This is a genomic window from Amycolatopsis sp. GM8, assembly GCF_021653975.1.
Classification (GTDB): Bacteria; Actinomycetota; Actinomycetes; order Mycobacteriales; family Pseudonocardiaceae; genus Amycolatopsis_E.
Genome location: NZ_JAJKFK010000004.1, coordinates 991,830 through 1,006,536 on the forward strand (window position 1 = coordinate 991,830; position 14,707 = coordinate 1,006,536).

Consider the following 14,707-nt stretch of genomic DNA (forward strand, 5'->3'; position numbering starts at 1 on the left):
ACCAACCGCATCAAACGCCGCCCGACCCCAATGGCCAGCCAGCAGTGGATCAATCACGTTCAACGCCAACGTCGCCGCACTCGCGCCGAGCAACATCCTCCGCGCCGGCCGCAACACTTCTGACTGTGCACCAGCATCGGACAAGTGGCGCGTCGCGATCAGGAGGCCGACAACGGTCAGGTCGACTGCAGGAGCAACCAAGGGCGCGACGTACGCAGGCACTCCCAACCTCCGTGCCAAGCTCAGTACGTTCCCAAAACCGAACAAAAAGGTCAGGCCCACGACCACCATCATCAGCACCGACACGAACCGCAGTACCCGCCGCCGCTCCCCCATTATCGGGCTCCCCGCTTCGACCGACGCTCCATCACCAACGGCACATCAGCCCGAATCGACAGCCCACCAGGCACAACAACTGGTGTGATAGCCGCCGGAATCTCACCGGGGGCACTCGCGGGATGCGCAGGTCAGGAGCCCTACTCCAGTGGCGCTCTGACACCGTTCAAGATCGGAAACCCCTGACAAGCCCTCACTCGGGGGCGTTGTGGCGCGGGGACACGAGCCGTTGCAACTCATCGGAACGCGCCACAGACACGCCGACGCGCAGCCTTCCAAGTCATGCCGGACCGCGACTAGACCCACGAGTTGGCTACTCCGAGCCCTACTCCCCCAACGCCGTGACTCAGCGGCATAGGGACATGGCGGACCGGTTGGCGAGACGCCGACCTCTATCAGGCCCTATGAGTCCGTGTGACGGCTCGGAAGTACGACGCGCCACTCTGCTCGACTACGGGATCAGCAGCAGCTTTCCCGTGGTGCCGCGTGACGCGATGTCGACGTGCGCCCGGGCCGCCTCCGCGAGGGGATAGCGTCCGCCGACCCGGACATTGAGTTCACCTTTCTCCGCCATGGAGAACAGCTCGCCCACATGCGTGGCGAACTTCGCCGGCGTACGAAGGTGATCTTCCACATTCGGATAGGTGATCCGGATACTGCGCGGAATCGTGTCGAGTTGGAGTGCGGGCATCGGATCGCCGAGACCAGTCGCGTAGAACACCAGGGTGCCGTGCGCGCGCAGGACTTCCATCGAGGCATAGAACGTGGCCGCCCCGCCGGCGTCGTACACCACATGGACGCCCTCGCCACCCGTCAATTCGCGCACCGGCTCCACGAACGCACTGCCGGTCGAGACCACCACATGATCGGCGCCCGCCGCCGTCACGACCTCTGTCTTCTCCGGACGTGACACGACCGCGATGACGGTGCCGCCACGAGCCTTGACCAGTTGCGTCGTGAACAGCCCGACCGAACCTGCCGCGGCCAGAACGAGCGCCACATCGCCGGGCTGCACAGGGTGGGCGACGGTCGTGTGGTGGTGTGCCGTCGCACCAGACACGACCAATGCGGCCGCTGTCTCATCATCGACGCCGTCCGGCACGCGAATCGCGGATCCGGACGAGACGACCACCTGCTCGGCATAGCTGCCGTGACTCATGGACATCCATGCCACCCGGTCCCCCGGTGCGAAGCCTGTGACGCCGGGGCCAATCTCCGCGACCACACCGGCGCCTTCGAGGCCGGGTACCTCAGCCTGCGCCCAGCGCCGCACGACCGTGTCGAAGAAGTTGACCGCGGCCGCACGCACCGTCACAAGGAGGTCGTCCGGCCCGGGGCGCGGTGCCGGCCGCTCGTCGAGTTGGAGGACCTCGGGTCCGCCTGCTTCCCTGATCACGATTGCCTTCATGCCAGTCACGCTATTGACGCAAAATTGTACCCGCAAGTACAGTTTGGGAGGTGCCGACGAAGAAGGGCGCCGCGACTCGGCGGCGCATCATCGAGGCCGCCGCGGCCGAGGTGCGCGAGCGCGGCACGAACGTGGTCACTCTCGACGACGTGGGCCGGCGCAGCCGCACCGGCAAGAGCCAGCTGTTCCATTACTTCCCCGGTGGTCGTGAGCAGCTCTTGCTGGAGGTCGCCGAGCATGAGGCCGACAGCGTCTTCGGCGACCAGCAGCCCTATCTCAGTGAGCTCAATTCGCGCGCTTCCTGGTTGGTGTGGCGCGACGCCATCGTGGAGCGACATCGCGATCAGGGCTTGAACTGCCCGCTGGCGGTGCTGATCGCCGATGTCGGTCGACACAGCCCCGCCGCGCAGGCCGTAACGGCACAGCTGATCAGGCAACTGCAACAGTGCTTTCGTGACGCCATCCAAGTCACCCAGGCCGCCGGCGAGGCCTACCCCACCCTTGACGCCGACCGCGCGGCCGCGGCCATAGTCGCCGCGTTCCAGGGCGGGGTCTGCGTGCTGATCGCCACCGGATCAGCCGACCACCTCGAAGCCGGCCTGGACTTCTGCCTCGATCACCTACTCCTGTCGCCATGAAATGTGGCGGTCAGGACTCAGCACAGCCCGGGCGTTGGTGATCACCTGTGCACGGTTGCGAGCGCCCAGCTTCTGCGTCACGTTCTGCGGATAGGTCTTCACGGCATTGAGCGACAGGCCGAGCTGCTCGCGATCTCGCCTATACCGGGCCCGTTCACCGCTGTCTGCACTACAGTGTTGCCTGTTGCAGGCAAATGGCCCAGGTTGCCAAGTCAAGCGATGCGCCCTGCGCAACTTGCCGGAGGCACCGCAGAAAGGACATCAATGATCCCGGGGAGCATCCACACGGTCGACTACCACACCGGCGGTGAACCTTTCCGGATCGTCACAGACGTACCAGATATTGCCGGTGACACGGTCGCCGAGAAGAGGATCAACGCGCCTATAGACCCGGTAATCGACGGGACCCGCAGGCTTCTGTGCTCGGAACCACGCGGCCACGCCGACATGTACGGCGGGTTCATCACGCCTCCCGACGACGAGGGCGCACACTTCGGAGTCTTGTTCTGGCACAAGGACGGCTTCTCGACGGCCTGCGGCCACGGAACGATCGCTCTCGGAGCGTGGGCCATCCATACAGGCCGGGTCTCCGAGGATCCCTCGGGAACAACCGACATCATCATCGACGTGCCATCCGGACGTGTGACAGCCAAGGTTCACTCACGCAACCGGAGGATCTCCAGTATCGACTTCGTCAACGTGCCGAGCTACGTCCTCCACGACCGTGTCGAGGTCGACACCACGGCCGGCAAACTGGACGTTGCCATCAGTTTCGGCGGCGCCATCTACGCCCAGGTCGCCACATCGCAGACCGGTATCCAGATCACCGGCGCCGACCTGACAAGGCTCATCGGGCTGGCCCGCGGGATCAAGGCCCAACTGACCGGCACCAAGTACTCCGAACATCCCTCGGACAGCCGGCTGGACGGCATCTACGGCGTCATCTTCTTCACGGATGATGGCCCCGACGAGCACGGGAACGTCCAGCAGACGAACGTCACCGTGTTCGCCGACGGAGAGGTAGACCGCTCTCCCTGCGGATCTGGCACTTGCGCACGCGTAGCGACCCTGGCTGCAACCGGCGCCCTGAACAGCGAGCAGATGCTGATCCACAGATCCATCGTCGACTCGGTCTTCACTGCACGAATCGCCGGACTCACCACCTCCGAGGGCCACGCGGCGGTGCTCCCTGTCGTCACCGGCACCGCACACAAGACCGGCGAACACCACTTCACCGTCGACCCCGACGACACCCTCACGCCGGGGTTCGTGCTCCGGTGAGCCACCGCCAGCGCGGAAAAGGTCACCAACCGCCGACCCAGCCTCGGAAGAGTGCTTTCGGTTCACTGTCCGGATCTTCGGAACGCCCGACCAAGAAGTCGAGGTCGCAGCCGTCGTTTGCTTGCAGGACGTGATCGACGTACAGCGCGGCATAGCCTCTCGCGGGCGCGGCACCGGTCTCCGTAACCGCCTGACGGCGTTGTTCCAACTCGGCCGCGGTGAGTTCAACCGACAGTGTGCCGGCCAATGCATCGAGATGAATCATGTCGCCGTCTTGGACCAGTCCCAAAGGTCCGTCCGCTGCGGACTCCGGGCTCACGTGCAGGACGCAGGTGCCGAACGAGGTGCCGCTCATTCTGGCATCGGAGATGCGAACCATGTCGGTCACGCCTTCGCGCAGCAGCCGGGTCGGAATAGGGAGCTGACCCCACTCCGGCATTCCCGGAGCCCCCTTCGGGCCTGCCGAACGCAGCACGAGAACCGAGTCGGCAGTGACCGGCAGATCCGGGTCGTCGTACCGCGCCAGCAGATCCGGCATGTTGTCGAATACGACCGCAGGACCTCGGTGGTCGAGCAGCTCGGGTGTCGCCGCGCTGCACTTGATCACCGCGCCATTCGGAGCGAGGTTACCGCGCACCACTGCGAGGCCCTGAGGACCCTGGAACGGCGCGTCCAACGTGGCGATGACCTCCGGCGCATCGGCCGGCTTCTCGGGCAGTCCGTCCCGCACCGGACGTCCGGTGACCGTCAGTGCTTCGACGTGCAGTAGCGGCTCGAGCGCCTTGAGGACGGCGGGGATGCCGCCGGCGTGGAAAACCTGCTCGACCAGGTGCTGACCGGCCGGCCGCACGTTGACCACCAAAGGTGTGCGGGAGGACAGCTCGTGGAACCGGTCCAACCGCAGGTCGACGCCCACTCGACGGGCAATGGCGAGCAGGTGGATCACCGCATTCGTGGAACCGCCGACCGCGAGCATCAAGGTGATCGCGTTGTCGAACGCCTCGGGCGTGAGCACGTGTGAGGGCCGCAACCCCTCTCGCGCCATCTCCACGGCCCGGGCGCCGACGTCCTCGGCGATTTGCATTCGGCGCGAGTCCATCGCCGGGATGGCTGCCGCCCCGGGAAGCGTCATCCCGAGTCCCTCGACGATCGCCGCCATCGTCGAGGCGGTGCCCATGTCGGGACAGTGGCCCATGGACGGGCTAGCGGAAGCCTCCAGGCGTTCGTATTCGGCCATCGACATCCGGCCGGCTCTGACCTCGTCGACGTATTTCCAGAGATTGCCGACGCCGATCTGCCTGTCGTTGAAAACGGCCGGTGTCGCGGTGCCGCCGGTGAGCATGATCGCGGGTACGTCGGCGCTGGCGGCTCCCATCAGTTGCGCCGGAGTGGTCTTGTCACACCCCCCGAGCAACACGACCGAGTCGAAGGGATAGGCCCGGATCGACTCCTCGACGTCCATCGACATGAGGTTGCGGAACAGCATTGTGGTCGGTTTCATCAGCTGTTCGCCGAGGGAGATCGTCGGGAATTCCAGCGGAAGGCCCCCGGCCCTCAGCACTCCTCTGCGAACCGAGTCGGCGAGACCGCGAAAGTGCATGTTGCAGGCGACTGCTTCCGACCACGAGTTGCAGATGCCCACAACCGGTCGACCCTCGAAAGCAGATCTTGGCCAGCCTCCGGCCCGCAATGCCGAGCGGTGGATGAACGGGGGGACGTCATCGCCCGCGAACCATTTGGCGCTTCTCAGCGGATGTCCCTGAGCGGGCGCCCCTCGCTCGTCAGTCACGGCGTTCTCCTCGGCAAGGGGCGTGGGCGAATCGCTCATCCGGCGGCCCGCTGCATCTCCGGCACGGGCGTGAGCAGCCGCCCCTCGGTCATGTACGCGCGGACGTTGGCCATCGCCACTTCCTCCATCGCTGCGCGCGTCTCGACGGTTCCACTCGCCAGGTGCGGCGACAGCACAACGTTGTCGAGCGTCAGCAACTCCGGGGGCACGTGTGGCTCATGGGCGAACACGTCGAGGCCGGCGCCGGCGATACCGCCCTCCATGAGGACCTTGACCAGCGCTTCCTCGTCCACAAGGCTTCCTCGAGCGATGTTGATCAGGTAGCCCGTCGTCCCCAGAGCCTCCAACACGGCCTGATCGACCAGGTGATGCGTCGCCGGCCCTCCCGCCGCGGCGACGATCAGAACGTCCGCTCCGGCCGCCAGCTCCACGGGCGAGGAGGCGTAGGCGAAGGGAGAATCCTCGAATTCGCGCCGATCGTGATAGCTGATCGTGCAACCGAGGGCCTGGAAGCGCGTCGCAATCGCCCGCCCGATCCGACCTAGTCCGAGGATGCCGACCCGGGCACCGGATACCTTCCGCATCAGCGGGAACGCACCGTCTGCCCAATCACCGCGGCGCACGAACCGGTCACCTGCGCTCAGGCCACGCAGCACATCGATGGTCAGTCCGAGTGCCGTGTCGGCGACGCAGTCGGAGAGCACGTCCGGCGTGTTCGAGACCACCACGCCGCGCTCGATGGCAGCGTGCACATCTGTGGTCTCGTAGCCGGCCCCATAGTTCACGACCGCCTCCAGGGACGGCAGTGCCAGGATCAGCTCGCGCGAGACGCCAGTCGCGACGCTCGTGGCTGCGACCCTGACGTCCCGGCCGGGACCGGCGAGGAATGCGTCCCGTTCACCATCGTCGGGCAGGACGAGCGCGCGGTACTCGTCACGGAGTGCACCCGTCAGCCACTGCGGAAGTGCGCCTACTTGCAGCACCAGGCTCACGAGCCGACACCCTCGTCCCAGCCATAACCGTCCTGAGCGCCGGCTTCGGTGACCTGGCCCTCACGGATGTCGGCCTTGATGTCGTCCACCGAGCGCAGCGACGGGTCGCCGTACCCGCCGCCACCGCCGCTGCGGGTAAGGACAACGTCTCCGTGCTGGAGCGGGTGACCGGTCGCCTTCATCAGCCGTCGCTCGTCGGCACGGCCCTGGTTGATGACGACTTCGGGCGGTTGGGCGGACGAGCCGCCGAAGATTCCCCACGCCGGCGTGACGGACCGGTCCCACCACAGGTTCACGTACCCGTCATCGCCGGTGAAGACGAACTCACGTTCGACGCCGTTTCCGCCGCGCCACTGTCCCGGCCCACCCGAGTCCGGGCGGATCGCATACTTCGTGACCCGAATCGGGAACTTGGACTCGATCACCTCTGCGTTGAGATCCTTCATCGCGCCGTTGACGTTGTTGATCATGGCGTCTTGGCCGTCCGTTCCGTGCCACGCGCCCCAACCGCCGACCGTCGGTTGCGAGAACGAGAAGCGTTGGCCGGTGTCAGGATTCGTGCCACCGAACAGGACCACCATCGAGTCGCCGTAGCTGGCCGCTGCCACGCGCTCGGGAAGCACGTGTGCCAACGCTTTGGCCACCAGGTCGATGAGCATGCCCAGCGGCGTGAAGTAGTACGAACACGGCACCGGCTCTTCCGCTGCGAACAGTGAGCCCTCCCGCACATTGACCGAGAGCGGCCGGAAGGCACCTCCAGTGAGCGGGCCATCAGGATTCACCAGCAACTTGAATGCGACCCGGGCCGCGGCGACGGCCTGCGGGGCACCACAGTTCACGGGTCCCTTCGTCATGTCGTCGGTTCCGCTCAGGTCGATCAGGATGTTCTCTCCCGACACCTCGACTCGTACGTGTACCCGCAGCGGTGTGTCGCCGACGCCGTCGTTGTCAATGTGACCCTCGGCTTCGTAGACGCCGTCGGCGATCGCGGCGACGGCCGCACGTTCCATCCGCTCGGTCTGGGCGAAGACGTCGTCACGCGCTGCACGGAACGTCGCAAGTCCGTAGCGCTCGATCACCGCGTCCAGCCTTGCCTGGCCCTCGCGGACGCAGGCGATCATGGCGAACAGGTCGCCGTGGACGAGGTCGGGGTACCTGCTGTTGCGGGTGATGATGTCGAGGATGTCGCGTCTCGGCTCGCCGCCCTCGACCAGCTTGATGGCGCCGAGCCTGAGCCCTTCCTGGTAGATCTCCGTGGAGTTCGTCAACAGACCGGGTCGCATACCGCCGAGGTCGCGCAGGTGCGCCCGGCACGTGGCGAATCCGACCAGGTCCTCTCCGGCGAACACCGGGCCGTAGACGGACACGTCATTGAGGTGTGTACCGGCGATGTAGGGGTCGTTGAGGATCCACACGTCACCGGCTCGCCAACCGTCACGGCCGTGCTCGCGTTCGGTGTGCTGGGTCACCACTTCGAGGTTGCCGAGGAAGATCGGCACGCCGAGGGACTGGCCGAGCACACGGTGGTGCTCGTCGAGCAGTGCGACGGAGCAGTCCTTCATTTCGTAGATGGTGGGCGTGTACGCCGATCGGATCAGCGTCTGGTTCATGTCTTCTGCTGCTGCCCCCAGTGCACACCTGATGATCTCGGTGGTGACCGGGTCGGTGACGGTGTCTGTCGGGTTCACGTCAGCTGTCCTCTCGAACGTTGATCACCAGGGTTCCGCTGGCATCGACCCGCAGCGCCGCGCCGGGTGGGATCACATTGGTCGTCGTCGCCTCGAGGACGATGGCAGGGCCGCGTACCTCGGCACCCAGCGGCAACTCGTCGCGGTGATGGATCTCGGTGGCCATCGGGACGCCGTCGAAGACGACCTCTGCGGTGCCCGCGGGAGCGGGGACGCTGCGGGTCGTCTCGACCGGGGCCGCTGCTGCCCGGCTGCTGCCGATGTCCCCGACCGCGGTGGCGCGGATCGTGACGCACTCGACCGGAGCCCCGACGTTGGCGTGCCCGTACCTGCGCTTGTGAGCGTCGTGGAAGCGCTGTGCGATGGCAGCCGCGAACTCTGGACTGCGGGTCTCGTCCATTCCGGTGAGCGGCACGGTGAGCGTGTAGGCCTGGTCGACGTATCGCAGGTCCAGTGCGTAGCTGACGCTGCGCAGTGACTCCTCTACCCCTTGGGCATCGAGCATCTGGCTGCCTTCGACGCTCATCTCGGCGAGCATTTCCGGCAGCTTTGCCATGGCGCCGGCGTCGACTGTGGTGAGGAACGGCCGGGACCCGTCGTGACGGAAGTCCGTCGAGAGCATGCCCCAGGCGGAGAACGTTCCCGCGTTCGGCGGCACGAGCACCTCGGCGATGTCCAGCTCACGCGCAAGGTGGACCGCGTGCAGTGCACCAGCGCCGCCGACCGCCACCAGGGAGAAGTCACGCGGGCTGATCCCGCGCGCGACGGTGAGTGTGCGGATCGCCTGCGCCATCGTCGCGTTGACGACCTCCACGATGCCGCCGGCCAGCTGCACCGTGGACATCCCGAGTTCGTCGGCGAGACGGCTGACCGCCGCCTCGGCGAGGCCGCGGTCGAGTGTCATGCGGCCGCCGCTGAACGAGTCGGGGATGAGACGGCCCAGCACCAGATTGGCGTCGGTGACGGTCGGGCTGGTTCCACCGCGCCCATAACAGGCCGGTCCGGGTACAGCTCCAGCGCTCGCCGGGCCGACCCGCAAGCCACCACCTTCCGCGTACGCGATGGACCCCCCGCCCGCGCCGACCGTGTGGATCTCGACCACCGGCAGCAACAGCGGAAATCCCTCGAGCTGGGTCTCGGAGACCACCTCGGGCTCGTTGTCGACGACCAGGCTCACGTCGAAGCTCGTGCCGCCCATGTCGACGCAAACCAGGTTCGGGCGGTCCAGTTGCTTGGCCAGCGCCACGCCTCCCATCGTGCAACCGACCGGACCGGACAGGAGCGTGCTGAGCGCGTACTCGCGGGCCGCCGCCGCTGTGGCGACACCGCCGCTCGACTGCATGATGTGGATGGGTACGTCCAGGCCGCGTCCGCGCAGCTGCTCGTCGAACCGCCTCAGGTACCGGCGAACGGTCGGGGCGATATACGCGTCAGTGACCGCCGACGAGGTCCGCTCGTATTCGCGCCACTCGCGGGCGATGCGGTGCGAGAGCGTGATCGCGACATCGTCGCCGAGTTCCTCGCGCAAGATCCGCTCCGCGAAGAGCTCGTGCTTCGGGTCCAGATAGCTGAACAGGAACGCCACCGCAACAGCCGAGATCCCAGCGTCGCGCACGCGCCCGGCAGCCTTGCGCAGCGCCTGCTCGTCCAGCGGCGCGAGCTCAGTGCCACGCGCGTCGAGCCGCCCACCGATCTCCACGATGTCACTGAGCGGAACGAGCGGCGTCGGCTTGCGGTAGTGCAGGTCGTAAAGGCTTCCCCTGCTGCCGCGGGCGATGTGGAACACGTCTCCGAGACCCTCGGTCGCCAGGAGTAGCACCCGTTCACCGCGGCGCTGCAGGAGCGCATTGAGCCCCTGCGTCGTGCCGTGTACGAGGAATCCGATCGCCTCCGGCGCGTCGACGACCTGGTCGAGGGCGCTCAGCACGCCCTCGACCAGGTCGTGATCCGTCGTGGACGACTTGGCGACAGAGAACGTGCCTGTCTGTTCGTCGTAGGCCACCACGTCGGTGAACGTCCCACCGATGTCCAGCGCCACGCGGTATCGACCGGACAAAGTCATTCCCATCCTCCTGAGCGGCATCGCCGTGTCTCACCGTGGTGTTCACTATGGTGTAGGCCGTAGCATTGCATCAGAGCGAGATCGGATCAAGGTCCGTGCGGTTTTTTTGTTTGAACTCGGCCGCGGCCAGTCGCGCGTCGCTGCCGCGCGCGCCTCTACACATTCTCGGCACGCAAGAGAGTCCAGAACAGGGGTCAAGCCACAGCCGGGCTACCGCACGCCGTCTGGGGGCAGTATTTCGCAGCGGAATGACTGGCTCACGCCGAAATGCACTGGCACATCCCGCTGACCGACACCTTCTTTGCGACTGCGGCGAGGGTGTAGAAGCGAGTTGCAGCACTTGAGCGGCTCCCACCACCGCCCGGGACCAGGCTTGCCGCCGCCGTGGGCACCTCAGCCTCGGTCGTGCCTGCGTGTCAATCGTGAGCGGACTCCGTGGCGGCATTGCGCTCGGAGAGCAACCTTGCAATTGCCCAGTCCTGCGCAGCGATGCCAACGGTCTTGAAGACGGTGCGGCCGTCCCGGCGCAACCCGGTGTCCTGGAGTGCTCGACCGATCTCTTCGAGATTCGCTTCGTCGAGGGCGCCAGAGGCCAGCGCGTGGATGACTTCGCCCGACTCCTCCAGGATTGCTTCCTGCTGGTCGATGTAGACGACGCCGGCGTCCGCGAGCAAGTCGTCGGGAAGTTCACGCATTGTCGGGCGGAACGCCCCGATCGCGTTGACATGCACGTCAGGCCGCAGCGCGCTGAGGGGGAAAAGGGGTTCCGTCGCAGTGGTGGCGCAGCAGATGATGTCGGCGTCCGTCACTGCATCGACAACGTCGGTGCAGACCTTGATCTGCAGGACCGGCATCTCGCGGCGCAGCACCTCCGCCAGCGCCTCCGCTCGTTCTGCGATGCGGTCGACCAAGATGACGGCGGCGATGGGTCGGACCGCACACACGGCTCGAACCTGCATCGCAGCCTGTCCGCCTGAACCGACCACGGTCAGGGTCGCAGCGTCCGGTCGTGCGAGGAGGTCGGTTGCCACGCCAGACGCTGCGCCTGTCCGCAGTGCCGTGATGGCGGAAGCGTCGGCGAGCAGGTGGCCAGTGCGATGCAGGTCGTTCCAGCTCACGGTGCCGACGATCGCCGGGTCACGTCCGTCGAAGTTCAGGCTCATCGTCTTGACAACGGCAGTGGCGGTGGGAATGTGGTGCGTCGCCATGACAAGGAACTGACCGTCGCGAAGGTTGGTCCGGAACGGCACCTCGAATTCACCACGAGAGACGCCGACGAATGCCTGGCGCACGGCCTCAATTGCTTCGCGCATCGGGACAGCTGCGAGGACCTGCTCGGGCGAGAGGAAGATGGGCTCCATTGGCACTCCAGTGGGTTGGTTCGGGTGTTCGGGGCTTGGCCGAGACGGTTGAAAGGCGGGCGAAATCAGGTCAGCTCGTCGCGCGATCCGCGTCGCGGAGGACTCCGAACAGTTCGAGTAGCAGCCGCACTCCGTAACCGGTCGCGCCGATCGGGTTCGCGTCGTACTCCGTGTCGGTCCAGGCGGGTCCGGCGATGTCGACGTGGGCCCACGAGCCGCCGGCAGGGACGAACTCCCTGAGGAACATTGCGGCGGTCGATGCGCGCGCCTTCGTCTCGTACGGGAAGTTCTTCAGATCCGCCACTCGGGAGCGGATGGTCGGCATCAGATACTCGGGCATCGGCAGCTTCCACACGGCTTCGGCCGACGTCTCGGCTGCTCGCTCGATCAACTCTGGAGCGGCTCCCTGTCCGAACAGGGCCGCCATCCGCGTTCCGAGGGCGTTCGGCGCTCCGTAAGTCAACGTGGCGACGTCCACGATGTGGCGCGGATGATGCTCGGCGGCAAATGCCAGACCGTCGGCCAGGATCACCCGGCCTTCGAAGTCGGTGTTGAGGACCTCGATGGACTTGCCGTTCCGGGCGGTCACGATGTCGCCCGGGCGGGTCGAGTACGGTCCCGGCATGTTCTCGACCAGCGGGCAGAACGCGCGTACGTGAAGGGACGGCGCCACGGCGGACAGGAATGCCATCGCATGCGCGATCGTGGGCACAGCAGCCATGTCGGACTGCATCAGCATGATCGCGGTCTCGTTCTTGAGGGACAGTCCGCCGGCATCGAAGGTGACGCCCTTGCCCACCAGGCAAAGATCGACGTCACCGCCACTGCCTTCGTGGATGATCTCGACCATCTTGGGTCGCTCGGCAGATCCCCGCCCGATGGCCAGGATTCCGCCGGCGCCTTCGCGTTCGAGCCACTCCTCGTCGCGGACGACGACGCGCAGTCCCGAGGCTTCACCGAGCTTCACGAGGTAATCGGCCAGGGACCCGGGATTGATCACATTGGCGGGCTCGTTCACCACGTCACGAACCGCGTTGACGGCCGTCGCAAGTCGCACGCCTTCGTCCCAGGCGCCGGAGTTGACACGCGGACGCCAGTGTGGCCTGCGCGCAGGACTTTGCTGGTGCTTGTCGAAACGGTAGGACCCCAGCAGTAGTCCCTGCGCGACCTCTCTGTCGCGCGCGTCGGCCGGCAGGATGGCAGGGCCGATCGACGTCACGTCGATCTCGACGTCTTCGAGGGGACCGATTCCCCGACCGGCGGCGGCGAACGCGTTTCGGAGGATTGCCTCGGTCAGATTCTCCGGATTTCCGCAGCCGACGAGCAGGGTCGGCAGGTCCGCAGCGGTCAGCAGACAGGTCCCCACTTCCGCCGTGAACCCGGCGGCCGCGGCAAGAGCTGCGAGTCCTTCACTTTCTGCGATGTCTCCTGGGAAGCACGGAATGCAGCGAGCTTTGGCTGTCACGACGATCCCTCCTCAGTTCGTGGCCGGGTCGGCGAGTGCGGCCACACAGTCGAGTTCGATGCGGTACGGCGCGAGCATGCGTACCTGCACGGTCGCCCTGGCCGGCCGGGGCTCGGGCACGCTGTCGAGGTAGATCCGGTTGAAGGTGTCGGCGAGCTCGACGTCCGCGATGTAGCAGGTGATCTTCACCAGGTGACTCAGGCGGGATCCGGCGGCGACCAGGACTGCCTCGAGATTCGCGAGCGCCAGCCGTACCTCGTCGTCGAATCCATCGGGGACTGCGCCTGTCTCCGGATCCTCGCCCACCTGACCTGACGTGAAGACCAGCCCTGCGCCCACGACCGCCGGCGTGTACTTCGCGCCGGGGGTGGGGTCGATGTGTGCGATTTCCATTTCTCCTCCAGGTCTCAGGCCGTCAGAACGACTAGGTCGTGAGTAGCTCGGTTGAAACGTTCCGCCCCGTTCCCGGTAACGGTGACGATGTCTTCGATTCGGGCGCCGTGTCGCCCCGGTAGGTAGATGCCGGGCTCGATCGAGAAACACATCCCCGGTTCCAGGGTTTGCTCGTTGCCCGCGCGCATGAACGGTGACTCATGCACGTCCAATCCGATCCCATGGCCGGTTCGGTGGCCGAATGCCGGGCCGTACCCGGCCGCCGTAATGACGTCGCGCGCCATTCGGTCGACTTCCCCGGCTGGAACACCGGCTGACACGCTTGCGAACGCTGCGGCGTTCGCCTCGTCGACTATCCGGTAGTAGCGGGCGAACTCGTCGTCGGGCACGTCACCGACGCAGTAGGTACGCGCGCAGTCCGAGAAATAGCCACTGTCTGTCGGCCCGGCCAGGTCGACGACGAGGACGTCCTTCTCCCCCACGCGTCGAGCACCCGGAGCGTGGTGGGGGCTCGCGCTGTTCGGCCCTGACGCGACGTTGCCTCCGGCCTCCAGGTGGCCCACGGCCAGCATCAGTTCTCGGAGATCCCGGTAGATCTCGCGCTCGGTGCGCCCGATCACGGGCACCTCACCAGCAGCCAGAGCGTCGTGGACACGATCCATCGCGTGCGACGCGTCACGCAGTGCGTCGACCTCGGCCGACGTCTTACGCATCCTCAGCGGACCGAGGATCGGGCCTGCGGAAAGAAACTCACCTCGGCCGAACGCACGCTGCAATGCGATCGCGTGGTCGAACCAGGTGCGTCCCGACAGCGCCACCCGCTCGGCGCTCTCGGGTAGTGCCGATATGGCCAGCGCAGCGGGATCGCCGGTCTCATGCCACGTCCTGATCGTGACGCCGGACCTTCCGGCCGCACTGTTCGCCGCCTCTGCCTCCTCGAGACTCGGCACGACAAGAGCCGGTTCGCCCTGCGAAGGAATGACGAAGCAGGTCAGCCGGCTCAGCGCGGGGATGTGGTAGCCCGCCGTGTACACGAGGTCGGAGCCGGGCGTGACCAGCAGCCCGTCCACACCGAGTTCGGCCATCTGCTCGCGGGCACGGTCGAGCCGATCTGGCGTCCAGGTGACATCCGTTTGCTCGCCATCATGAACCCGTGTGACCAGAATGTCGGTTGGCATGGTGTCTCCGGTGTTGGTGTGTGAGGCCAGCATCACTATAGTGGTCACTGTAGTGTAAGTGTGGTGGGGAGAGGAGTCGCTTGTGTCCAGGACTGCCGCGGCGCGGTGGACGGTTG

General features: G+C 66.3%; 12 protein-coding genes. 2 read left to right on the top strand and 10 right to left on the bottom strand.

Translation table 11 applies throughout. The features are described 5' to 3' along the window. Positions 1-787: 787 nt before the first annotated feature. The gene (locus tag LOZ83_RS23355) at positions 788-1,744 is read right to left on the bottom strand and encodes a quinone oxidoreductase (protein ID WP_236793461.1); all 957 of its coding nucleotides are present in this window, start codon (positions 1,742-1,744) and stop codon (positions 788-790) included. 50 nt (positions 1,745-1,794) lie between these two features. On the opposite strand from LOZ83_RS23355, the gene LOZ83_RS23360 reads away from it, so the two are divergent. Next, positions 1,795-2,382, top strand: a complete 588-nt coding sequence (locus LOZ83_RS23360; protein ID WP_236793463.1) for a TetR/AcrR family transcriptional regulator — start codon at positions 1,795-1,797, stop codon at positions 2,380-2,382. Here LOZ83_RS23360 and LOZ83_RS39950 read toward each other — a convergent pair. Then, positions 2,365-2,616, bottom strand: a complete 252-nt coding sequence (locus LOZ83_RS39950) for a LuxR C-terminal-related transcriptional regulator (protein ID WP_308190277.1) — start codon at positions 2,614-2,616, stop codon at positions 2,365-2,367. The genes LOZ83_RS23360 and LOZ83_RS39950 overlap by 18 nt on opposite strands. 30 nt (positions 2,617-2,646) lie before the next feature. Between LOZ83_RS39950 and LOZ83_RS23365 the strand changes: the two genes are divergently transcribed. After that, positions 2,647-3,663: a proline racemase family protein gene (locus LOZ83_RS23365; protein ID WP_236793464.1), complete on the top strand. Its 1,017-nt coding sequence runs from the start codon at positions 2,647-2,649 to the stop codon at positions 3,661-3,663. A 22-nt stretch (positions 3,664-3,685) separates the two neighbouring features. On the opposite strand, the gene LOZ83_RS23370 is transcribed toward LOZ83_RS23365, so the two are convergent. The 8 genes from LOZ83_RS23370 to LOZ83_RS23405 form a co-directional block, all read right to left on the bottom strand. Continuing rightward, complete coding sequence (locus LOZ83_RS23370) at positions 3,686-5,452, bottom strand: dihydroxy-acid dehydratase (protein WP_236793466.1); 1,767 nt, start codon at positions 5,450-5,452, stop codon at positions 3,686-3,688. Positions 5,453-5,487: 35 nt separating this feature from the next. Beyond that, on the bottom strand, positions 5,488-6,444 hold the full coding sequence (locus LOZ83_RS23375; RefSeq protein WP_236793468.1) for a 2-hydroxyacid dehydrogenase: 957 nt from the start codon (positions 6,442-6,444) through the stop codon (positions 5,488-5,490). Beyond that, positions 6,441-8,132, bottom strand: a complete 1,692-nt coding sequence (locus LOZ83_RS23380; protein WP_236793470.1) for a hydantoinase B/oxoprolinase family protein — start codon at positions 8,130-8,132, stop codon at positions 6,441-6,443. The genes LOZ83_RS23375 and LOZ83_RS23380 overlap by 4 nt, the downstream gene beginning before the upstream one ends. Position 8,133: 1 nt before the next feature. Further along, positions 8,134-10,194, bottom strand: a complete 2,061-nt coding sequence (locus tag LOZ83_RS23385) for a hydantoinase/oxoprolinase family protein (RefSeq protein ID WP_236793472.1) — start codon at positions 10,192-10,194, stop codon at positions 8,134-8,136. Between the two features lie 416 nt (positions 10,195-10,610). Beyond that, complete coding sequence (locus LOZ83_RS23390; RefSeq protein ID WP_236793474.1) at positions 10,611-11,555, bottom strand: ornithine cyclodeaminase family protein; 945 nt, start codon at positions 11,553-11,555, stop codon at positions 10,611-10,613. Positions 11,556-11,625: 70 nt separating this feature from the next. Continuing rightward, complete coding sequence (locus tag LOZ83_RS23395) at positions 11,626-13,020, bottom strand: leucyl aminopeptidase family protein (protein ID WP_236793476.1); 1,395 nt, start codon at positions 13,018-13,020, stop codon at positions 11,626-11,628. Positions 13,021-13,032: 12 nt separating this feature from the next. Further along, a complete protein-coding gene (locus tag LOZ83_RS23400) occupies positions 13,033-13,413 on the bottom strand; it encodes a RidA family protein (protein ID WP_236793477.1) in 381 nt (126 codons plus the stop codon). A 14-nt stretch (positions 13,414-13,427) separates the two neighbouring features. Further along, positions 13,428-14,639, bottom strand: coding sequence for a Xaa-Pro peptidase family protein (locus LOZ83_RS23405; RefSeq protein WP_236793479.1), 1,212 nt, complete (start codon positions 14,637-14,639; stop codon positions 13,428-13,430). Between the last annotated feature and the right edge of the window lie 68 nt (positions 14,640-14,707).

Coding starts and splice junctions, on each gene's coding strand:
- LOZ83_RS23355 (WP_236793461.1), bottom strand. CDS start 1,744: ATGAAGGCAATCGTGATCAGGGAAGCAGGCGGACCCGAGGTCCTCCAA.
- LOZ83_RS23365 (WP_236793464.1), top strand. CDS start 2,647: ATGATCCCGGGGAGCATCCACACGGTCGACTACCACACCGGCGGTGAA.
- LOZ83_RS23385 (WP_236793472.1), bottom strand. CDS start 10,194: ATGACTTTGTCCGGTCGATACCGCGTGGCGCTGGACATCGGTGGGACG.
- LOZ83_RS23390 (WP_236793474.1), bottom strand. CDS start 11,555: ATGGAGCCCATCTTCCTCTCGCCCGAGCAGGTCCTCGCAGCTGTCCCG.
- LOZ83_RS23400 (WP_236793477.1), bottom strand. CDS start 13,413: ATGGAAATCGCACACATCGACCCCACCCCCGGCGCGAAGTACACGCCG.